This window comes from Streptomyces sp. NPDC037410 (genome assembly GCF_055602235.1).
This window is the reverse complement of the sequence record NZ_JBVJWR010000006.1, coordinates 330,802-350,959: the sequence shown is the minus strand read 5'-3', so window position 1 is coordinate 350,959 and position 20,158 is coordinate 330,802. Positions and strand designations below refer to the sequence as shown.

The 20,158-nt window shown below is 71.6% G+C and carries 23 protein-coding genes; 13 read left to right on the top strand and 10 right to left on the bottom strand.

What is annotated here, in order from left to right; all coding sequences use genetic code 11:
* Positions 1-285: 285 nt before the first annotated feature.
* From ACZ7HT_RS13140 to mshD, 4 genes are all read right to left on the bottom strand, one after another.
* Positions 286-1,254 carry an ABC transporter permease gene (locus ACZ7HT_RS13140; RefSeq protein ID WP_471163980.1) on the bottom strand — a complete coding sequence of 323 codons (969 nt, stop codon included), beginning with the start codon at positions 1,252-1,254 and terminating at the stop codon, positions 286-288.
* Positions 1,251-2,084, bottom strand: a complete 834-nt coding sequence (locus ACZ7HT_RS13135; protein WP_471163977.1) for an ATP-binding cassette domain-containing protein — start codon at positions 2,082-2,084, stop codon at positions 1,251-1,253. Before ACZ7HT_RS13135 ends, ACZ7HT_RS13140 begins: the two co-directional genes overlap by 4 nt.
* Complete coding sequence (locus tag ACZ7HT_RS13130; RefSeq protein ID WP_389236998.1) at positions 2,081-2,464, bottom strand: GntR family transcriptional regulator; 384 nt, start codon at positions 2,462-2,464, stop codon at positions 2,081-2,083. The genes ACZ7HT_RS13135 and ACZ7HT_RS13130 overlap by 4 nt, the downstream gene beginning before the upstream one ends.
* A gap of 89 nt (positions 2,465-2,553) precedes the next feature.
* On the bottom strand, positions 2,554-3,480 hold the full coding sequence (gene mshD / locus ACZ7HT_RS13125; RefSeq protein ID WP_471163972.1) for a mycothiol synthase: 927 nt from the start codon (positions 3,478-3,480) through the stop codon (positions 2,554-2,556).
* A 151-nt stretch (positions 3,481-3,631) separates the two neighbouring features.
* Between mshD and ACZ7HT_RS13120 the strand changes: the two genes are divergently transcribed.
* Both ACZ7HT_RS13120 and ACZ7HT_RS13115 read left to right on the top strand, forming a co-directional pair.
* A complete protein-coding gene (locus ACZ7HT_RS13120) occupies positions 3,632-5,464 on the top strand; it encodes a bifunctional metallophosphatase/5'-nucleotidase (protein WP_471163970.1) in 1,833 nt (610 codons plus the stop codon).
* 129 nt (positions 5,465-5,593) lie between these two features.
* A complete protein-coding gene (locus tag ACZ7HT_RS13115; RefSeq protein ID WP_471163967.1) occupies positions 5,594-6,427 on the top strand; it encodes a phosphatidylinositol-specific phospholipase C in 834 nt (277 codons plus the stop codon).
* Between the two features lie 13 nt (positions 6,428-6,440).
* On the opposite strand, the gene ACZ7HT_RS13110 is transcribed toward ACZ7HT_RS13115, so the two are convergent.
* The 5 genes from ACZ7HT_RS13110 to ACZ7HT_RS13090 all read right to left on the bottom strand — a co-directional run bounded on the left by ACZ7HT_RS13110 (position 6,441) and on the right by ACZ7HT_RS13090 (position 11,764).
* A complete protein-coding gene (locus ACZ7HT_RS13110; RefSeq protein WP_471163964.1) occupies positions 6,441-7,835 on the bottom strand; it encodes a sensor histidine kinase in 1,395 nt (464 codons plus the stop codon).
* On the bottom strand, positions 7,832-8,551 hold the full coding sequence (locus ACZ7HT_RS13105; RefSeq protein ID WP_471163960.1) for a response regulator transcription factor: 720 nt from the start codon (positions 8,549-8,551) through the stop codon (positions 7,832-7,834). The genes ACZ7HT_RS13110 and ACZ7HT_RS13105 overlap by 4 nt, the downstream gene beginning before the upstream one ends.
* 32 nt (positions 8,552-8,583) lie before the next feature.
* Positions 8,584-9,687, bottom strand: a complete 1,104-nt coding sequence (locus tag ACZ7HT_RS13100; protein WP_471163958.1) for a S1C family serine protease — start codon at positions 9,685-9,687, stop codon at positions 8,584-8,586.
* Between the two features lie 196 nt (positions 9,688-9,883).
* Entirely contained in the window at positions 9,884-10,909 is a 1,026-nt protein-coding gene (locus ACZ7HT_RS13095) for a LacI family DNA-binding transcriptional regulator (RefSeq protein WP_471163955.1), read from the bottom strand.
* Positions 10,910-10,933: 24 nt separating this feature from the next.
* A complete protein-coding gene (locus tag ACZ7HT_RS13090) occupies positions 10,934-11,764 on the bottom strand; it encodes a response regulator transcription factor (protein ID WP_471163953.1) in 831 nt (276 codons plus the stop codon).
* A 221-nt stretch (positions 11,765-11,985) separates the two neighbouring features.
* Between ACZ7HT_RS13090 and ACZ7HT_RS13085 the strand changes: the two genes are divergently transcribed.
* The 8 genes from ACZ7HT_RS13085 to ACZ7HT_RS13050 all read left to right on the top strand — a co-directional run bounded on the left by ACZ7HT_RS13085 (position 11,986) and on the right by ACZ7HT_RS13050 (position 17,076).
* Entirely contained in the window at positions 11,986-12,792 is an 807-nt protein-coding gene (locus ACZ7HT_RS13085) for an alpha/beta hydrolase (RefSeq protein ID WP_471163950.1), read from the top strand.
* A 45-nt stretch (positions 12,793-12,837) separates the two neighbouring features.
* Positions 12,838-13,092, top strand: coding sequence for a MoaD/ThiS family protein (locus tag ACZ7HT_RS13080; protein ID WP_116159753.1), 255 nt, complete (start codon positions 12,838-12,840; stop codon positions 13,090-13,092).
* Positions 13,093-13,103: 11 nt separating this feature from the next.
* Positions 13,104-14,258, top strand: a complete 1,155-nt coding sequence (locus tag ACZ7HT_RS13075) for a hypothetical protein (protein WP_471163947.1) — start codon at positions 13,104-13,106, stop codon at positions 14,256-14,258.
* A gap of 121 nt (positions 14,259-14,379) precedes the next feature.
* On the top strand, positions 14,380-15,066 hold the full coding sequence (locus tag ACZ7HT_RS13070; protein WP_471163945.1) for an LmeA family phospholipid-binding protein: 687 nt from the start codon (positions 14,380-14,382) through the stop codon (positions 15,064-15,066).
* Positions 15,067-15,250: 184 nt separating this feature from the next.
* Positions 15,251-15,331 carry a putative leader peptide gene (locus ACZ7HT_RS13065; RefSeq protein WP_350497993.1) on the top strand — a complete coding sequence of 27 codons (81 nt, stop codon included), beginning with the start codon at positions 15,251-15,253 and terminating at the stop codon, positions 15,329-15,331.
* Between the two features lie 192 nt (positions 15,332-15,523).
* Entirely contained in the window at positions 15,524-16,363 is an 840-nt protein-coding gene (locus tag ACZ7HT_RS13060) for a sulfurtransferase (protein WP_471163942.1), read from the top strand.
* A 32-nt stretch (positions 16,364-16,395) separates the two neighbouring features.
* Positions 16,396-16,686, top strand: coding sequence for a DUF1416 domain-containing protein (locus ACZ7HT_RS13055; RefSeq protein WP_399700891.1), 291 nt, complete (start codon positions 16,396-16,398; stop codon positions 16,684-16,686).
* Between the two features lie 87 nt (positions 16,687-16,773).
* Positions 16,774-17,076 carry a DUF3099 domain-containing protein gene (locus ACZ7HT_RS13050; protein ID WP_471163938.1) on the top strand — a complete coding sequence of 101 codons (303 nt, stop codon included), beginning with the start codon at positions 16,774-16,776 and terminating at the stop codon, positions 17,074-17,076.
* Between the two features lie 27 nt (positions 17,077-17,103).
* On the opposite strand, the gene ACZ7HT_RS13045 is transcribed toward ACZ7HT_RS13050, so the two are convergent.
* Entirely contained in the window at positions 17,104-17,466 is a 363-nt protein-coding gene (locus ACZ7HT_RS13045) for a DsrE family protein (RefSeq protein ID WP_471163935.1), read from the bottom strand.
* A gap of 103 nt (positions 17,467-17,569) precedes the next feature.
* Here ACZ7HT_RS13045 and ACZ7HT_RS13040 point away from each other — a divergent pair, with 103 nt between their 5' ends.
* Genes ACZ7HT_RS13040 through ACZ7HT_RS13030 form a run of 3 tightly spaced genes read left to right on the top strand, consistent with a single transcriptional unit; the run spans position 17,570 to position 20,003 of the window.
* Positions 17,570-18,376 (top strand): hypothetical protein, encoded by an 807-nt coding sequence (locus ACZ7HT_RS13040; RefSeq protein WP_471163932.1) that lies wholly within the window; start codon positions 17,570-17,572, stop codon positions 18,374-18,376.
* Positions 18,373-19,161 (top strand): hypothetical protein, encoded by a 789-nt coding sequence (locus ACZ7HT_RS13035; RefSeq protein WP_471163929.1) that lies wholly within the window; start codon positions 18,373-18,375, stop codon positions 19,159-19,161. The genes ACZ7HT_RS13040 and ACZ7HT_RS13035 overlap by 4 nt, the downstream gene beginning before the upstream one ends.
* Positions 19,158-20,003, top strand: coding sequence for a hypothetical protein (locus ACZ7HT_RS13030; protein WP_471163926.1), 846 nt, complete (start codon positions 19,158-19,160; stop codon positions 20,001-20,003). Before ACZ7HT_RS13035 ends, ACZ7HT_RS13030 begins: the two co-directional genes overlap by 4 nt.
* Positions 20,004-20,158: the final 155 nt, after the last annotated feature.

Here is a 20,158-nt window from a genome sequence, read left to right as displayed (position 1 = left end):
CGCGAAGGGGTGATCGGGCGCGTCGGAGCGGGCCGTGGGGGCGGGCAGTCTCCCTTTGGGGAGGACCACCCGGCCGGGAGTGGACACGGAGCGCTTCATTGCGTGAGCGTCGCAAGCGCGTCTGAATGGCCGGTAACGACGACATGTCGTACGGGAATCGGGGGCGGGGCCCTTGTCAGGGCCCCCGCCCCCGCTTTGTCTACGCGTGTCCGCGGTGTCCTCTACGGGCGCCGGGAGTGGTTTCCACGGGTGCCCGGAGTGGTTCTACGGGTGCCTGGCGCGGTTCTACGGGTGCCGGGAGCGCAGGACGCGGAAGGCGGCGAGGGCCGCGAGGGCGGCGACGGCGAGACAGATGGCGGTCTCGACGAGCTGGAGGGGCCAGTAGTGCGAGGCGGGGTGGATGTCGAGGAACTCGGTGATCCCGCCCTGGTCGGTCATGCACCGCTTGATCGTGTCCGGCTGGGCGATGACGCAGTCCTCCCAGAGGATGCGCTCACCGGATGCCGTGAGCATGCCGCGGTCCAGTGGCCAGGCATGGCCCTCGGCCGACAGTCCGGCGCCGGTCAGCGTCCGGATCGGCCAAAGGAACTCGCGCAGCCGGGAGAGGACGGCCAGGCTCACGCCGGTGACGAGCGCGGCGAGACTCATCGCGGCGACGGTGCGCCGGACGAGGACGCCGACGGCCGTACCCAGGGCGAGCCCCAGGAGGGCGTGCGCCACCGGCACGATGCCGAACGAGACGAACATCGTCGGCTCGTACCAGTACGTGGGGAAGTCCGAGGCCGGTCCCGTCGACCACGACCAGTAGAAGACCAGGCTCAGGAGGGGGACGACCGTGAGCGTGAGTGCGGCGGGGACCGCGATCTTGGCGGCGAGCCAGCGTGCCGGGCTGACGGACTGGGTCCACGCCAGCTTGTACGTGCCGGACTCCAGCTCGCGGGCGAGCATCGGGCCCGCGACGAAGGCCCCGAGCAGACCGGGCAGGACGAGCATGCCCAGGGCCGTGTACTCGACGAGATGCCGGGCGGACCACCCGTCGTCGACGAAGTCGCGCTCAGCCTGGAAACAGGGGCCGTCCAAGTCGTCGGGGGTGCAGCCCGCCGCTCGCAGCGCGTCCACCGCGCTGTCCCACCACATCCGCGAGGCGACCAGGACCGCCACCGCGCAGGCCGCGAGGGCCAGCGACCACCACAGCGCCCGCCGGTGCTGCCGGAACGTCACCCAGTGCGGGCCCTTGAGGGCGAGGGTGCTCATGCCGGGACTCCTTCGGTGGTGCGGAGGTGGGCGAGGAGGAGTTCCTCCAGGGAGGGGTCCGTGGTGTCCCAGGGGCCTTCGACGGGGCCCTCGCGGCGGACCAGCGCGGTGAGCTGACGGCCCGTCGTCCGGGAGTCGATGACCGTGTGCGGGGCGAGGTCGGCGACCGGGCCGGTCAGCAGGGTGTGCGCGGCGAGCAGGTCGTCGATGGCGCCGTCGAGGCGGATGCGGCCGTCCTGTACGAGGAGCAGGTGGTCGCAGGTGCCCTCCAGCTCGGTGAGGATGTGCGAGGACATGACGACGGTCGTGCCCCGTTCCGCGGCGTCGGCCAGGAGCGCGCCCATGAGTTCGCGCCGGGCGAGGGGGTCGAGGTCCGCCATGGGCTCGTCCAGGAGCAGCAGTTCGGGCCGTTTGCCGAGGGCGAGGGCGAGGGCGAGCCGGGTGCGCTGCCCGCCGGAGAGGGAGCGGACCCGGGCGTTCCCGGGCAGCGGGCCGGCGATGCGCTCGGCGGCGGCCGGGTCCCAGCGGTCCGGGTTGAGCTCGCGGCCCAGGCGCAGCGTCTCGGCGACGGTGAGCTGCCCGTACAGGGGCTTGTCCTGGGCGACGTACGCGAGGCGGTCCCGCGCGGGGGCGGTGATCCTGCCTTCCGTGGGGCGCAGCAGGCCCGCGGCCAGGCCGAGGAGGGTCGACTTTCCCGCCCCGTTGGGGCCGACGACGGCGACGACGCGGCCGGCGGGCAGGGCGAACGCGCAGTCCCTCAGCGCCCAGCCTCCGCCGCGCCGTCGGTAGCGCATGCCGAGGCCGTCCGCCTCGATGACAGGATCCGTCATTCGTCCCCCTCGAAGTGTTCCTTCAGTACGGATGTGAAGAGCGCGGCCACGTCCTCCCGGTCGAGTCCCGCGGCGCGTGCCCGGCGGGCCCAGTCGGTGAGTTCGCCGCGCAGCGGCGAGTCGGCGGGGCCGGTGCCGAGGGTGGCGCGGACGAAGGTGCCGAGTCCGCGGCGGGCCTCGACGAGGCCTTCGCGTTCGAGTTCGCGGTAGGCCTTGAGGACCGTGTTGGGGTTGATGGCCGTCGCTTCGACGACCTCGCGTGCGGTGGGCAGCCGGTCGCCTGGTTCCAGGAGGCCCATCCGGAGGGCCTGCTTCGTCTGCTGGACGATCTGGAGGTAGGTGGCGACGCCGCTGCGCCGGTCGATGCGGTACTCGAGCACGATCCCTTCCACCACCCTTTCACTAATCAAGTAGTGAAAGGGTGGTGGAAAGAAGGGGGCGGTGTCAACCGCCCCCTGCCCGGGAGGTGTTAAGACTCCGTGCGGTACATCAGGTCCACCTCGTGCGTCGTGAAACCGATGCCTTCGTAGACCCGTACCGCCGCCGTGTTGTCCGCGTCCACGTACAGCATCGCCGTCGGCAGGCCCTGTGCCGCCAGGTGGCGCAGGCCGATCGCGGTCAGGGCCTTGCCGAGGCCGCCGCCCTGGGCGTCCGGCAGGATGCCGACCACGTACACCTCGCCGAGCTGCTCCTCGGCGTGCGTCTTCGTCCAGTGGAAGCCGATCAGGCGGCCGTCCCTCTCCGCGAGGAAGAAGCCCTTCGGGTCGAACCACGGCTCGGCCATCCGGTCGTCCAGGTCCCGCTGCGTGAGCGAGCCCTGCTCCGGGTGGTGCGCGAAGGCGGCGGCGTTGACGGCGAGCCAGGCCGCGTCGTCCTGGCCCGGGGTGAAGGTGCGGACGGTCACGCCCTCGGGCAGCACCGGCTCCGGGATGTCGAGCGGCACCAGGGGGCGGCGCAGCTGGCGCAGCTCGCGGAAGAGCGTCAGGCCGAGGACCTGGGCGAGGTGCCGGGCCGCCGACTTCCCGCCGTGCGCCCAGACCCGCAGGCGCTTGCCGGAGGTGTTGAGCAGCTCGGTGCCGAGCGCCCGGCCGTGGCCGCGGCCCCGGTGGGAGGGGTGGACGACGAGCTCGGCGGCCGGGGCCTCGATCGGGTCGGTCTCCTCCAGCTGGGCGTAGCCGTAGAGGTGGGTGCCGACGGTGAGGAGGAGGTGCCGCACGCCTTCGCGCCCGCCGTGCCGCAGGTAGAGCCGCCCCTGCTCGGACACGGCGTGCATGCCGTCGGCCCGCTCGGCGGCCTCGAGCAGATCCAGGACGTCCTGGATCTGCTCGGCCGTGAGCTCGTCATACGTGTGGATCTGCCGTCCCGGTTCGAGGGCCGGCGCCGTGTCGGAAGTCATGGCTACGAGCCTACGGCGACACTTCGTCAGCCAGCGGCAACTGTCTTGTAACCAGCCACCCCCTGTTGCGCTACGCGCGTTGACTCTAGGCTGCTCGCGCAACGGGGAGTAGATCAAGGCCGCGAAACGGGGCAAGGGGACTAGGGGAGAGATGGCAGCGACACCGAGGAAGAACAAGACGGTACGGCGAATTCTCGCCGCCGGAGCGGGGATTGCGACCGTCGGAGCGCTCGTCGCCGCGATGCCGTCGGCCGGTGCGGCCGGGGGCGAGTACGCCGCCGGGCGGGGGACCAACGGCAAGGGCTGGGGCCGGATGGTCGACGTCCAGCTGCTGTCCTTCAACGACCTGCACGGCAATCTGGAGCCGCCGGCCGGCTCGTCCGGGCAGGTCACCCGGACCAAGGAGGACGGGACGACGGAGAAGATCGACGCCGGTGGTGTCGAGTACCTGGCGACGCACCTGCGCCAGGCCCGTGAGGGGAACCGTTACTCCATCACGGCGGCGGCCGGTGACATGATCGGCGCCTCGCCGCTGCTGTCCGGTCTCTTCCACGACGAGCCGACGATCGAGGCCCTGAACGACCTCGACCTGGACGTCACCTCGGTCGGCAACCACGAGTTCGACGAGGGCGCGCGCGAGCTGGCCCGCATGCAGAACGGCGGCTGTCACCCGACCGCCGGCTGTTTCGTCGAGGGCAAGACCTTCGAGGGCGCCGACTTCCCGTACCTCGCGGCGAACGTGACGGACGAGAAGACGGGCAAGCCGATCCTCGACCCGTACTTCGTCTGGGAGAAGGACGGCGTCAAGATCGGCTTCATCGGCGTGACCCTGGAGGGCACCCCGAACGTCGTCACCGCCGAGGGCGTCAAGGGCCTGAAGTTCGGCGACGAGGTCGAGGCGATCAACAAGTACACGAAGATCCTGGAGCGCAAGGGCGTCAAGTCCATCGTCGCCCTGGTCCACGAGGGCGGCATGCCGGCCTCCGCCTCGTACAACTACAACTGCGACGGTGACGGGGACGGTGACGGCGAGGGCGTCTCCGGCGCGATCGTCGACATCGCCAAGAACGTCTCCCCGCAGGTCGACGCGCTGGTCACCGGCCACACGCACCAGGCGTACGTGTGCAGCATCCCGGACCCGGCGGGCAACCCGCGCCTGGTCACCTCGGCGTCCTCGTTCGGCAAGCTGTACACGGACACGACGCTGACGTACGACCGCGCCACGAAGGACATCGTGCGCACGGCGGTCGCCTCCGCCAACCACGTCGTCTCGCGTGACGTGCCGAAGGCCGAGGACATCTCCCAGCTGATCTCCGACTGGAAGGCGCTCGCCGCCCCGGTCGCGAACCGGCCGCAGGGCTTCATCGCCGCCGACATCAACGGCCGCGGCTCCACGGCGTACGAGAAGCCGCTCGGCGACGTCATCGCCGACGCGCAGCTGGAGGGCCTGTCCCCGGCCGACAAGGGCGGCGCGCAGCTGGCCCTGATGAACCCGGGCGGCATCCGCGCGGACCTCGTCTACAAGCAGTCCGGCGCCGAGGGCGACGGCGTGGTGACGTACGGCGAGTCGTTCACCGTGCAGCCCTTCACCAACATGATGAACGTGGTCGACCTGACCGGCGCGAACCTCATCGCCGCGCTGAAGCAGCAGGTCAGCGGCTCGAACCTGAACTCGATCAAGATCCTCCAGGTGTCGAAGGGCCTGACCTACACGCTCGACATGACGAAGACGGGCGCGGACCGCGTCGTCGACGGCACGATCAAGCTGAACGGTGAGGCGATCGACCCGGCGAAGACCTACCGCGTCGCGATCAACGAGTTCCTCGCGGGCGGCGGCGACGGCTTCGCGGCCCTGGCGACCGGCACGAACAAGCTGGTCGGCGCCTCGGACCTGGACGTCTTCAATGCCTACCTGGCGGGCCACTCCTCGGCGGCCAACCCGCTGCCGGTCCCGGCCGCGGACCGCATCACGGTCGTGAAGTAACCCCGAAGGACCCCTGAGAGGGGGCGGCGACCCGCTTCGGCGGACCGCCGCCCCCTTTCGCGCACCCGCTCTGGTGATGTTGTTGTGGACCTGTCATAGTGCCGGGTCATGGAGCGACGACGCTTACTCATGGGAGCTCTGGGGGCCGGGGCCGCACTGTTCGTCGGGGCGCCCAGCGCCTCCGCCGTGGACGTGCGCGCGTGGATGGCGGCGCACGGGGACGGGACCGACCTGCGACGGCTCACCATCCCCGGGACGCACGACTCGGGGGCCCGGTTCGGCGGGCCCTGGAGCGAGTGCCAGAACACGACCATCGCCCAGCAGCTGGACAGCGGTGTCCGGTTCCTGGACGTGCGGTGCCGGGTGACCGGAGGCTCCTTCGCCATCCACCACGGGGCCTCCTACCAGAACATGATGTTCGGGGACGTCCTCGTCGCCTGCCGGGACTTCCTCGCCGCGCACCCCTCCGAGACCGTCCTCATGCGGGTCAAGCAGGAGTACTCCGAGGAGTCCGACGCCACCTTCCGCGCCGTCTTCGACGACTACCTCGACGGAAGGGGATGGCGTTCCCTCTTCCGGATCGGGAACGCGCTGCCCCTCCTCGGCGAGGCACGCGGACGGGTCGTCCTGCTCGCCGACAACGGCGGCCTTCCCGGACTCCGGTGGGCCGACCCGGCGGTCTTCTCCGTCCAGGACGACTGGAACGCCCTGCCCGACGCCAAGTACCCCAAGATCCAGGCCCAGTTCCGCGCCGCCGCCACCCAGCCGGGCCGGCTCTACGTGAACTTCGTCAGCACCTCCGCGTACCTGCCGCCCCGCTGGAACTCCGACCGCCTCAACCCGTGGGTCCACGGCTTCGTGGACAGCGCCGAACTGGCGGGAAAGACCGGACTCGGCATCGTGCCCCTGGACTTCCCCAACACCCGGACGGGACTCGTCGAGGCCCTCCTCCGGCACAACTAGCGACTACCGGCTCTCACAGCTCCGGCGGGGGCGTCGGCGCCCCCGGCAGCCGCAGTCGCGCCACCGTGCCGCCGCCCTCCGCCGGTTCCAGGGACACCGAGCCGCCCGCCTGCTGCACCGTGCGCGCCACGATCGACAGACCCAGGCCCGAGCCCGGGAGGCTGCGGGCCGACGGGGAGCGCCAGAAGCGGTCGAAGACGTGCGGCAGCTCGTCCGGGGGGATGCCGGGGCCGTGGTCGCGGACGGTCAGCTCGCCCCGCATCAGGGTCACCTCGACCGTGCCCCGGGGCGGCGAGAACTTCACCGCGTTGTCCAGGACGTTCACCAGCGCCCGTTCAAGCGCCGGCGACTCCGCCCGTACGTACCAGGGCGCGAGGTCCGTGTCGAAGGTGAGCTCCGGGCCGCGCAGCCGCGCCCGGTCCAGGGCCGTCCGCAGGATCGCGTGGAGCGGGACCACTTCGAGCGGGTGGCCCGGCTGCACCGCGTCCGGGCGGGCCAGCTCCTGGAGGTCGCCGATCAGCGCGGCCAGCTCCGTCATCTGCGCCTTCACCGAGGCCATCAGCGCCCGCCGGTCGTCCGGCGGGATCGCCCGGCCGGTCTCCTCGCTGCGCGCGAGGAGTTCGACGTTCGTACGGAGGGAGGTCAGCGGCGTCCGCAGTTCGTGGCCCGCGTCCGCGATCAGCTGCGCCTGCCGGTCCCGGGAGCTCGCGAGCGCCGCCGTCATCGCGTTGAAGGAGCGGGAGAGCCGGGCGATCTCGTCCTCGCCCTCCACCGGGATCCGGACGGTGAGGTCCTCGGTCGCCGCGACGTGCTCGACCGCGCCGGTCAGCCGGTTCACCGGTTCGAGGCCGGTCCGCGCGACCCACAGCCCGGCCGCGCCCGCGCCGACGACGCCGATCCCGGAGACCAGGAGCAGCACCCAGCGGAGCGTGGACATCGAGTTGTCGATCTCGGAGAGCGGGCGGGCGACGGAGACCGCGATGCCGATGGGGCCGTCCTGCGGGTAGGTGTAGACCCGCATCTCGCGGCCGGACTCGTCCTTCACCGTGCGCAGCACGTCGTCGAGCCGCCCGCGCGCCACCGCGAGCTCGCCGGCCCCGGCGGGGATCGCGGCCTCGCCCGAGGTGCAGACGCTGCCGTCGGCGAGGATGACCTGCACGGTGTACGAGCCCGCGAGCGGCGGCGGCGTCGCGCCCTGGCGGCACAGCGCGAGCAGGCCCTGCACGCCGTTGGTGTCCAGGCGGGTGCTGCGCAGCGAGGAGTCCAGTTCGGCCTCCAGCTGCGCCCGCGTCACGAACCAGCAGGCCGCCGACACCGCCGCCACCGCCACCGCCACGGCGAACGCGGTGAGCAGCGCGAGGCGTGACCGCAGCGGGCGGGAACGGAACCAGGCCACGGGTCCGGTCATTCCCCGCCTCCTCCGCGCAGCGCGTAGCCCACGCCCCGGACGGTGTGGACGAGGCGCGGCTCGCCGCCGGCCTCGGTCTTGCGGCGCAGATACATCACGTACACGTCCAGCGAGTTGGAACTGGGTTCGAAGTCGAAGCCCCACACGGCCTTCAGGATCTGCTCCCGGGTGAGGACCTGGCGCGGGTGCGCGAGGAACATCTCCAGGAGGGTGAACTCGGTGCGCGTCAGCTCCACGGTCCGCCCGCCGCGGGTCACCTCGCGCGTGGCCAGGTTCATCCGCAGGTCCTCGAAGGCGAGGACGTCGGCCTCGGCGGGCGCGGCGGCGGACGCCGCGGCGTAGGAGCTGCGGCGGAGCAGGGCCCGGATGCGGGCGAACAGCTCGTCCAGCTCGAAGGGCTTCACGAGGTAGTCGTCGGCGCCGGCGTCGAGGCCGGTGACCCGGTCGCCGACGGTGTCGCGGGCGGTGAGCATCAGGATCGGCACGGTCGAGCCGGAGGCCCGGATCCGGCGGGCCGCCGTGAGACCGTCCATGCGGGGCATCTGGACGTCGAGGACGACGAGATCGGGGGCGTACGACTCCATCGAGGCGAGCGCGTCGAGCCCGTCGACGGCGTCCCGCGTCGCGTACCCCTCGAAGGCGAGGCTGCGGCGCAGGGCCTCCCGCACGGCGGGCTCGTCGTCGACGATGAGGATGCGCTCGGCTTCGTTCGTCATGGGGTCAGCGTCGCATGCCGTCCGTATGCCGTTCAGCTGCCGCCGCCCGCGCGGAGGCCGTCCAGGTCGGCCTTCACCGTGTCGATCGGGATCGCGAATCCGAGACCGACGCTTCCGGCGGTGGAACCGCTCGAAGAACTGGGCGAATACATGGCCGAATTGATTCCGATGATCTCGCCGTTCATATTGATCAGCGCACCGCCGGAATTCCCGGGATTGAGCGAGGCGTCGGTCTGGATCGCCTTGTACGTGGTCTTCGACGAGCCGGTGTCGCCGTTGAACTGCTGCCCGCCGAACTCGAACGGCCAGCCCTGGCGCGGGTCCTCCTGCTGCTGCTCCTGGCCGCCGTCCTCCTTCGCGACGGTCACGTCCCGGTCGAGCGCGGAGACGATGCCGCTCGTGACGGTGCCGGTGAGGCCCTCGGGGGAGCCGATCGCGACGACCTCGTCGCCGACCTTCAGCTTCGAGGAGTCGCCGAGCGTGGCGGCCTTGAGACCGGAGGCGCCCTGGAGCTTGATCAGGGCCAGGTCCTTGTCGGGGTCGGTGCCGACGACCTGCGCCGGGTACGTCTTGCCGTCGCTGAGCTGCACGGTGACCTGGGAGGCGCCGGAGACGACGTGGTTGTTGGTGACGATCTCGCCGTCGGAGGTGATGATCACGCCCGAGCCGGTGGACTTGCCGGAGTTCGAGGTCGCGGAGATCTCCACGATGGAGGGGGAGACGGCCTCGGCGACCCCGGCGACCGTGCCCTTGGTGCCGGTGGAGACGTTGGTGCCGCTCACGACGGGGGCGGAGGCGCTCACCGAGGGGTCGGAGGTGAGCTGCTGCACCAGCGTCGCCGTGCCGCCGCCGACCGCCGCGGCCGCGATGGCCACGGCCGCCATGAGCCCGACGCCGCGCTTGGCGCGGCGCCGGGGAGAGGGGACCGGAGCGGGGACGGCGGCGACGAGCGTCGGGTCCACCGGCGGCGGGGTGTGCCCGCCCGAGGGCCAGACGGTCGTGCCCGGCCCGGTGGCGATCGGCTGCGTCCGCTCGTACGGGCCCTGCGGGCCCTGCGGGGCCTGCGCCGGCTCGTACGGCGGCCTCGGTGGGTAGTACGGCTGCTGCTGCGGCTGCTGCTCCTGGAAGTCCGTCATGGCTATGACTCTCGGATCCGTACATGAGAGCCGCCTGAGGACCGGCTGAGAAGCCCGACAGAACCCCGTATGTCCCGTATAAAGACGGGTCCCGCGGTGGAGAGACGGGTCCCGCGGTGAGCGCGGGGTCCCGCGGTGGGAAGACGGGTCCCGCAGTGAGCGCCGGGTCCCGCGGTGGAAGCCGGGTCCCCTCGTCCTACCCGTGGCAGCCGCAGGAGCGGCGGACGATCAGGGCCGACGGGAAGAGCTTCACGCGTTCGCGGCGCGAGCCCGCCACGCGGATCGAGTCGTCGAGGACCAGGTCCACGGCCGCGCGGGCCATCGCGGGGCGGTCCGAGGAGACCGTGGTCAGCGGCGGGTCGGTGAGCGCCGCCTCCTTCACGTCGTCGAAGCCCGCGACCGCCAGCTCCGTCGGCACCTCTATGCGCAGCTCGCGGGCGGCCCGCAGGACGCCGAAGGCCTGGTCGTCGGTCGAGCAGAAGATGGCCGGGGGCCGGTCGGGGCCGGCGAGCAGCTTGAGGGCGACCTGGTAGGCGTCGTACCGGTTGTACGGCGCCTCGAAGAGCCGGCCCTCGGTCGGGAGGCCCGCCTCCTGCATGGCGCGCCGCCAGCCCTCGACGTGGTCGGCGACCGGGTCGCCGACGGCCGGGGTGTTCGGCACGCCTCCGAGGCACGCCACGTACGGGTGACCGTGCTCCAGGAGGTGCCGGGTGGCGAGCTGCGCGCCGCCGATGTCGTCGGTGACGACGGCCACGTCGTCGATCGCCTCGGGCCGCTCGTGCAGCAGCACCACGCGCGCGTCCCAGGCCTCGATCTCGCTCGCGGCCTGCTCGCTCATGCCCTGGCTGACCAGGATCAGTCCGGAGACCCGCATGCCGAGGAAGGCACGCAGGTAGTGGACCTCGCGCTCGGTCCGGTAGTCGGAGTTGCCGACGAGGACCATCTTCCCGCGCTCGGCGGCGGCCTGCTCGACCGCGTGCGCCATCTCGCCGAAGAACGGCTGCCGCGCGTCGGGGACGATCATGCCTATGAGGTCCGTGCGCCGCGAGGCCATCGCCTGCGCCACCCGGTCGGGCCGGTAGCCCAGCTCCTTGATGGCGGCGAGGACACGCTCGCGCGTGGCCGGGGCGACCGGCCGGGGTCCGTTGTTGATGACGTAGCTCACGACCGCGGTAGAAGTACCTGCAAGTCGCGCTACGTCATCCCGCGTCACCTTGGCCACGCGCGGCAGTCTACGCGGGGGGACCTACCTACCGGCAGGTCGCACTGTGGCATCTGCCACGTTCCTGTCCTCCGGGAGGGTGATGAGCTCCGTGGCGGCCTTGACCCCGGCGTTCGCGCGGGCCTTCTCCCGGTCGCGCGTGCTCTCGGGCTTGGTGCGGGCCTCCTCGGCCGCCCGCTCGACCTTCTCGGGCGTGACGAAGCGGTAGCCGACGTTCCGGACGGTGCCGATGAGCGACTCGTGCTCGGGGCCGAGCTTGGCCCGCAGCCGCCGCACATGGACGTCGACCGTACGGGTGCCGCCGAAGTAGTCGTACCCCCACACCTCCTGGAGGAGCTGCGCGCGCGTGAAGACCCGGCCCGGGTGCTGGGCCAGGTACTTGAGCAGCTCGAACTCCTTGAAGGTCAGGTCCAGGACCCGGCCCTTGAGCTTCGCGCTGTACGTCGCCTCGTCGACCGACAGGTCGCCGTTGCGGATCTCCATCGGGGAGTCGTCCGCGACGATCTGCTGGCGGCCCATCGCGAGCCGGAGCCGTGCCTCGACCTCGGCGGGGCCCGCCGTGTCGAGGAGGACGTCGTCGATGCCCCAGTCGGCGGTGACGGCCGCGAGACCGCCCTCCGTGACGACGAGGATCAGCGGACAGCCAGGCCCGGTGGAGCGCAGCAGCTGGCAGAGCGAGCGCACCTGCGGGAGGTCGCGCCGGCCGTCGACGAGGATCACGTCCGCGCCGGGTGTGTCCACGAGGGCGGGGCCCTCGGCCGGGGCGACCCGGACGTTGTGCAGCAGCAGGCCGAGGGCGGGGAGCACCTCGGTCGACGGCTGGAGGGCGTTCGTCAGGAGCAGCAGAGAACTCATCGGCCTCCACCTACCCGGGTCGTCGTCGATCCGTCGGTCGTCGTTCGCTCGTCCATGACGTCGGTTCCTCCTCGGTCCCTGCGAGGACGTCTATGTGTGCTCACGTGTGGCTCTCGCGCGCCCTGAGAGCTTTTGTTCATCCGTCCGTAACAACGGTCGGAAAACACAAAAGGACCCGGGGGCTGCGTCGCCCGGATCCTCTGGCAAGCAGAATAGCCCACATGAGTTCCGAGGCAGAGGGCCGATTTCACATGGTGGATGTTTCCTCGCTCACTTCCCGACCTTCGCGGTCCATGCTGCGTACCGAAGACGGTGTCCGGATCGAGGCGGTTTACGAACCCTCACGGGCAAGTGTCACCGATACGGCGGTCGTCCTCGCCCACGGCTTCACCGGGTCGGCCGACCGGCCCGCCGTCCGGCGCGCCGCCGGCGCCCTCGCGGAGCGCGGCGCCGCCGTCGTCACCTTCTCCTTCCGCGGCCACGGCCGCTCCGGCGGCCGCTCCACCGTCGGCGACCGCGAGGTCCTCGACCTGTCCGCCGCCGTCCGCTGGGCCCGTGAGCTCGGCCACGCGCGCGTGGCGACCCTCGGCTTCTCCATGGGCGGCTCCGTGGTCCTGCGGCACGCGGCCCTGGAGCGCGGCACGGAGGGCCGCGCCGACGCGGTGGCCGCCGTGTCCGCGCCCGCCCGCTGGTACTACCGGGGGACGGCCCCGATGCGCCGCGTCCACTGGGTGGTCACCCGGCCGGCGGGCCGCCTCGTCGGGCGGTACGGACTCGGCACCCGGATCGACGGCAGGGCCTGGGACCCCGTCCCCCTCTCCCCCGTGGAGGCGGTCCCGCTGATCGCGCCGACCCCGCTGCTCATCGTGCACGGCGACCGCGACGCGTACTTCCCGCTCGACCACCCGCGCATGCTGGCCGCCGCGGGCGACGCGGAACTCTGGCTGGAGCGGGGCATGGGCCACGCCGAGAACGCGGCCGACGCGCAGCTCCTCGCCCGCCTGGGGGACTGGCTCACGCGCGCATAGCCCATGATGGGGGGCGGCGCGCACACGAACGAAGGGAGCGCCGCTATGGCAGCGGGAACCATCCGCTACTGGGCCGCGGCCAAGGCGGCCGCCGGTGTCGCCGAGGAGCCGTACGACGCCGGGACCCTGGCCGAGGCACTCGACGCGGCCCGAGCGCAGCACCCGGGCGAGCTCGTCCAGGTCCTCAAGCGGTGCTCGTTCCTGGTCGACGGCGACCCCGTCGGAACCCGGAGCCATGAGACGGTACGGCTTGCCGAGGGCGGCACGGTCGAGGTGCTCCCCCCGTTCGCAGGAGGGTGAACCCCAGAGCAATGAGCAACGACCAGTACTACGGCGGGCAGCAGTACGAGCCGTACGCCGACGCCGACGGGCCGCAGAACCCCGTCGAGGTCGCCCAGACGTGGGAGGGCCAGACCTGGGACACCACGTACCAGCCGGCCGTCTCGTACGACCAGATCCAGGCGGCGCAGGCCCAGGCGCAGGCTCCCGCGAGCTACGAGCAGCCGTACCAGGAGTCGTACCGGCAGCCGTCGTACGAGCAGCAGCCCTACGAGCAGTACCCGTCGCAGGGAGGCGCGCCCGCCGCGTACTACGCGGAGCCGGTCGCCGAGCCCGCGCCCGCGCCCGAGCCCGCCCCCGTCCCGGCGCCCGCTCCGGTGGCCGACGGCGGGCCCGCGTACTCCGCGCCCACCACCTCCGGGAACGTCCGCCTCACCGACGCCCAGCGCGCCCGCGCCGAGGGCCGCTCGCCGGTGATCGAGCCCGGCATGCGGCCCGCCGCGCTCACCGCCGTCCTCGGACTCCTGCTCGCGGGCGGCGCGTCCCTCGGCTCGTACGGCCTCCTCGTCCCGCTCGTGCTGCTCCAGGGCCTCACCGCCGCCGGCTGGTTCCGGCTCAACGGCATGTGGCCCGCCCGGCAGGGCATCGCCCTCGCCTTCCTCGGCGGCCTCGTCGCCGACGCCGCCCTGCTCGCCACCGGCCGGGAGCACGCGGCCGCCGCGATCCTGGGCACGCTCGGTGTCTGGGTGCTGCTCTGCCTCGTCCTCCAGCTGCGCAGCCACGCCGACCCCGACGAGCGCATGTACGGACTGATGGCCACCATCGCCTCCGCCGCCCTGACCGTCGTCGCCACGGGGCACCTCGGCGCCGCCCCGGACGCGGTGGTCGTCGGCGGGGCCGCGGTCGCCGCCACCGTCCTCGCCCGGGCGCTGCCGCTGCCCGGACCGGTCTCCCTGATCGTCGCCCTGCTCGCCTCGGCGGGCGCCGGGATCGCGGCCGGCGGAGTCACCGACCTGGGCACCTCCGGCGCGCTCCTCGGCCTCGGCGCCGGGGTCTGCGCGCTGGTCGGCCTGCGGGCGGCCAGCTACGACTACCCGTCGCGGTTCGTCCACATGACCGCGGGCGTCGCGCTGCCGCTGACCGCCGCCGCGCCCGCCGTCTACCTGCTCGGCCGGGCCCTGGCCTGACCCGCGGCCCGTTCCGGGCAGGGGAACCAACCGGCCCTCCGACACGTCGATCTTCGTGTCGGGGGGCCGGAACTTTTCACGGGATCCGTCACAGGAACCACTACGGGGGGACGCACAGCCCATGCGAGCACTGCGGATTCTGTTGATCGTGGCCGTCGTGCTGGGCGGGATCCTCGTCGGGATCGACCGGCTGGCCGTGTCGTACGCCGAGTCGGAGGCGTCGAGCCGGGTGAAGCTCTCGGCCTCGACCAGCGACTCGATCGAGGTCGACATCAAGGGCTTCCCGTTCCTCACCCAGGTCCTGGACAAGCGGTTCGACGAGGTCGAGGTGACGGCGACCGGCGTGCAGGCGCAGGCGGGCGACAAGGACGTCCGGGTCGGCGAGCTGACCGCGACCCTGCGGGACGTGACCGTGACCGGCGACTGGGCGGGCGCGAAGGCGGGCTCGGCGAGCGGCACGGCCCTCATCTCGTACGCGGACCTCACCGCCGCCTCCGACCGCGAGGCGACCGTCGCCTACGGCGGGAACGGCAAGGTGAAGGTCACCGGCAGCGTGAAGATCCTGGGCCGCACCCTGACCCGTTCGGTCCTGTCCACGGTGACCGTCGTGGACGGCGACACCATCCGTGTCCGCGCCGACGAGGTGCCGGGCGCGGGGATTCCGGGCGTCGAGGACCTGGTCCGCGCGCGCACCGACTTCGAGCGCCCGATCGGCATGATCGCCGGGATGAAGGTGGAGAAGGTCGAGCCGCGTCCGGACGGCCTGGCGGTCACCGTGACCGGCAAGGACGTCGTCCTGGCGGGCTGACGGGGGCCCTTGGTCACATGCTGAGACAGGGCCGTCCGATCCGCAGAAGGTGAAGCGGACACCTCGGTCCGGAGGCGTCCGAAGCCCCCTCCCGGCGTGATCACGTCTCGCATCTCGGACGATCGCGTCTCAAAATACGACACACCGGTGACACGGCCGCCTGTCCGTCCCTACGATCGAGGGCATGAAGCGACAGGCGGATCTCACGAAGCGGCGGGCAGTAGACCTGTGCCGCGTCGCCGCCATGCTCTGTCGCTCAGTCTGAGCGGGACGCCAACTCCCGTATCCCTCAGGCCCGTCGACGGATGTCGGGGCCGCCCCTGTGCAGCGCCGTACGCACGTCCGCAGTCCGTATGCCCATATGCCCGTATGTCCGTACGTCCGCGACGACCCGTACCGCAGCACACATCCGCACCACCGCAGCACACCCCCGCACACTGCCCCGGAGGAGAACAGCATGGCTCGCAGCGACGTCCTGGTCGACGCGGACTGGGTCGAGGCCAACCTCGACAACCCGCAGGTCGCCATCGTCGAGGTCGACGAGGACACCTCGGCCTACGAGAAGAACCACATCCGCAACGCCATCCGCATCGACTGGACCAAGGACCTGCAGGACCCGGTCCGCCGCGACTTCATCGACCAGGAGGGCTTCGAGAAGCTCCTCTCGGCCAAGGGCATCGCGAACGACACCACGGTCGTCCTCTACGGCGGCAACAACAACTGGTTCGCCTCCTACGCCTACTGGTACTTCAAGCTCTACGGCCACCAGGACGTCAAGCTCCTCGACGGCGGCCGCAAGAAGTGGGAGCTCGACTCCCGTGACCTCGTCGCCGAGGTGCCGGCCCGCCCGGCCACCGCGTACAAGGCCCAGGCCCAGGACTCCTCCATCCGCGCCTTCCGTGACGACGTCGTCGCCGCGATCGGCTCGCAGAACCTGGTCGACGTCCGCTCGCCCGACGAGTTCTCCGGCAAGCTGCTCGCCCCGGCGCACCTCCCGCAGGAGCAGTCGCAGCGCCCCGGCCACGTGCCGAGCGCCCGCAACATCCCGTGGTCGAAGAACGCCAACGACGACGGCACCTTCAAGTCGGACGACGAGCTCAAGGCCCTCTACGAGGCCGAGCAGGTCGACCTGGCGAAGGACACCATCGCCTACTGCCGCATCGGCGAGCGCTCCGCGCTCACCTGGTTCGTCCTGCACGAGCTGCTCGAGGTCACGAACGTCAAGAACTACGACGGCTCCTGGACCGAGTACGGCTCCCTCGTCGGCGTGCCGATCGAGCTCGGCGCCAACAAGTAACCCCACTTCTTCTTCAGGACAGGACAGCGAACATGTGTGGAGCTCAGGTCGGCGGTCCCGACGTCAGCACGCTCAAGCCCGGTGAGACGGCCATCCAGGGCCAGGTGACCAAGAACGGCGAGCCCGTCACCGGTTACGTGCGCCTCCTCGACGGCTCCGGGGAGTTCACCGCCGAGGTCCCGACCTCGGCCACCGGCCAGTTCCGCTTCTACGCGGCGACCGGCGAGTGGACCCTCCGCGCGCTGGTCCCCGGCGCCCAGGCCGACCGCAAGGTCGTCGTCACGGAGACGGGCAGCCTGACGGACGTCGCCATCGCGGTGTGACGTCACACCACTGAACGGCCGGAGGGCCGTGCCTCCTGGGGGGTTGGACGCCTATACCAGGACTAGAGGCACGGCCCTTCGGCTTCTGTGCTTTCCGGCCATCGCGCCCGGTCGTACGCTGAAGGTGTGTACGCGCGACGTCGGCACGTCTACTTCTGGATGATGGGCGCCTGCCTGGCCCTGTTCGTGGGCGCCTGGGCCGTCGTGCGGCTCTTCTCGATGCCGGTCGCCATCGGCATGTGCGTCGTCGCCATGCTCATCCCCCCGGTCGCCGCGATGGTCGCGAACCGCCGGGGCCCCGAGGACCGCTGGTGGGACGATCCCTCGGGCGACCCCAAGTCGGACGAGTGGTGGGACGAACTCGACGGCAAGAAGCGCCGGGAGCCGTAGCTTCCTGGCCCAGTAGGCCTAGGAGGCCTAGTAGACGAGGGCCTGGGTCTCGTCGGACATCGCCTCCTGGACGAAGACCTGGGCGCCGGCGATGCGGACGCCGTCCAGGACGTCCTTCTCCGTGATCTCGCGGCGCGCCGCGCACTGCGTGCAGAGCGTGATGCGGCCGGCCGCCAGGATCGAGTCGATCAGGTCCGGCAGCGGTGCGGCGTGTGGGAGCTCGAACTCCGCCGCGCGGCCCGGGAGGGCGAACCAGGCGGACTCGCCGGTCAGCCAGAGCGAGACCTCGACACCGCTGGCGACGGCGACGGCGGCCACCGTGAAGGCCTGGGAGCAGCGTTCGGGGGCGTCGGCCCCTGCGGTCACCTTGATCACGAGCTTCTTCGCCATATACCGAACTGTAATGCGCGGCACTGCAACCTCATGCGCCCCTCACGTGTCAGGTGGGTGCGCGGGTGACGGAATCCGCGCTTCAGGTCTCGTGGGGGGACTCTTGGATATCGAAGAAAGTATCCAAAATACGGATACAACGTCACAGCCGGAGTCGGAAACGGCGACGGAACCCGCACCTCCGGTCCAGCGGCCGCGCCGCCGCATCGCCCGTACCGCCGGACTGATCGCCGTCGCCGCCGTCATCGGCCTCGCCGGCGGCACCGCCGTCGGCTACGGCATCCAGGCCGACCGCGAACCGACCGCCCTCCCGCCGCTGAACCAGCCGGGCCTCGCCTACCCGTCGAAGCCGCTGCCGAAGGGGCAGGAACCGGAGCCGCTGTCCGCCTCGGAGGACCGCCAGGCGAAGGCGCAGGGCGACCTGCGGAAGCTGCTGGTGCCGAGGCCGGCGGGCGCGCGGGCCGACGGGGAGGACGGGTGGCAGTCGCTGGACGCGTACGCCGACGGGTTCACCCGCCCCGACGGGGTGCTCGAGGACGAACTCGCCACGGGCATCCGCCGCATCGCCACGCGCGCGTGGCGGGTCGGCGCGTACAAGAGGGTCGAGATCAAGCTCGCGCAGTACCGCGCCGACGCCCAGCTCGGGGCCGTCAAGCAGATGTCGGGCCAGCGGGACCTCGCCCAGAGGGACGACAAGTCCGCCTCGCCCGGAAGCGAGGTGAAGGGCTCCACGAACGGCCGCTACTTCGTCTACCCGGTACGCCGGAGGGCGGGGTACCTGGACGCGTACGAGGCCCGGGCCTTCATCCAGCGCGGTGACATCGCGATCACGATCCTCATGTACGACACACACAAGATCGCCGAGAGCGAGATCCGCTCTCTGGCCGAGCGGCAACTGGGGCGCCTGTGAGCGAGAAGTCGGGTAACCGCAAGCGCCGGACCCTGAAGAACGTCCTGGTCGCCGCGCTCGTGCTGGGGATCGTCGGCGGCGCGGCCGCGTACACCGCAGTGACCGTCGACCGCGCCGACCGGACCGCCCCCACGGTGGCGTGGGCGGGGCCCACCACGACCACGACCTCCGAGGACCCCGCCGCCGGCTTCCTGCGCGGCCGGGCGTCGACACCGCTGAGCAAGCTCCTCCTGCCGGTGCCGGAGGGCTATGTGCTCGGGTCGGACATCGAGGGGTACGGCAACGACGCCGAGGTGTCGGACAAGGAGGCTCGGGCTCTCCTCAGGCTGACGGGCGAGGGCTTCTACGGCAAGAAGCGCCGCGCGTACGAGAAGGAGGTCGACCGGCTCGGCATCCAGGGCATGGCGATGCGCTCGTACGCCGACGAGCGCAGCACCTTCCAGGCCGAGCTGCTCATCCTGCACATGAAGGACAAGAACACGGTCCGCAAGTTCTTCGAGGTCCGCAAGGGGATCTCCGAGATCCTGGAGATGCGCAAGGGGCCGAAGATCAAGGAGTACGACAAGAACGCCGTCTGCTTCCTGGGGCCCGAGCCCGAGAAGCCCGTGCAGCACGGCAGCGAGCGGCGGACGCCGGACCTGCAGGACATGGTCTGCTCGGCGTACGACGGTGAGTTCATGATCACCGTCCGGGCGTACGGATCCCCGCCCTTCGACCGGAAGGCCGTGGCCGACCTCGTCGAGAAGCAGCTGCGCCACATCGCATCCCCGGGGGAGTACGTATGACCGAGCAGCAGGCCGAGACGGCCGCCGACGCGGTGGCAGCCTCCCCGGATCCGGTGGCCGAGGCCGCGCCGGCCGCTCCGCGGCGGTCCCGGCGCGTCCTGTGGGCCGTCGCCCGCTGGACGGCCGCCGTCGTCGTGTGCGGCGGCGTGGGCGCCGGTACCGCCATGGGGATCACCGCGCTCGACCGCACCGACGTGCCCGGTCTCGCGACCGAGAACGACGGCCGCTGGGAGTACCCGAAGCTCCGGCTTCCGGCGCTGCCCGCGGACCGGCCGCGGCCCTTCACCGACGGCAACGAGGGCGAGATCCACTACGCCGACGTGCGCGAGCTGCTGCTGCCCGCGCCGGCCGGCGCGACGGCCGACCCGCAGCTGAACGGCGGCTTCGTGCCCATGGACTCCTACCTCCCGTTCTACGGAAAGGAGTCCCGCGGCGAGCTGAAGCGAACCCTGACGGACTCCACCCTGCGGCACATCGCCGCCCGGGCCTGGAGGACTCCGGACGGCACCCGCACCACGATCCACCTGCTCCGGTTCAGCTCGGTGGCGTACGCCGAGGCGTACCAGTACAAGGTCGTTGCGGACTACGCGAAGGACGGCCTGAAGGCGCTGCCGGACGGGGTGGGGGGCGCCTTCCTGGAGCCCTTCCCGGACGCCCTCGACGTGGGGGGCACCAGGGTCTACGCCCTCCGGGAGAAGAAGCCGTACGGCCCCGAGGAGGTCCGCTGGGCCTACCTCCAGGCCGGCGACACGCTCGCGCTGATCACCCAGACCCGCAAGGGCGAGGTGCTCGACGTGCCGTTCCGGCAGACCGTCATCCTGCAGAACCAGCTGCTCGGCTGATCGTCCGCGAGACCCACCTCACCGAGTGGGCCGGACCCCCGCCCACTAAGCTGGGGTCCGGCCCGTTCCGCCTTCACCGCTCAGTCGAGGAGCACCCCATGATCGCTTTCTTCGAAACCCTCCTGGTCCTGGTCGCCGTCGGCGTGATCGCCTTC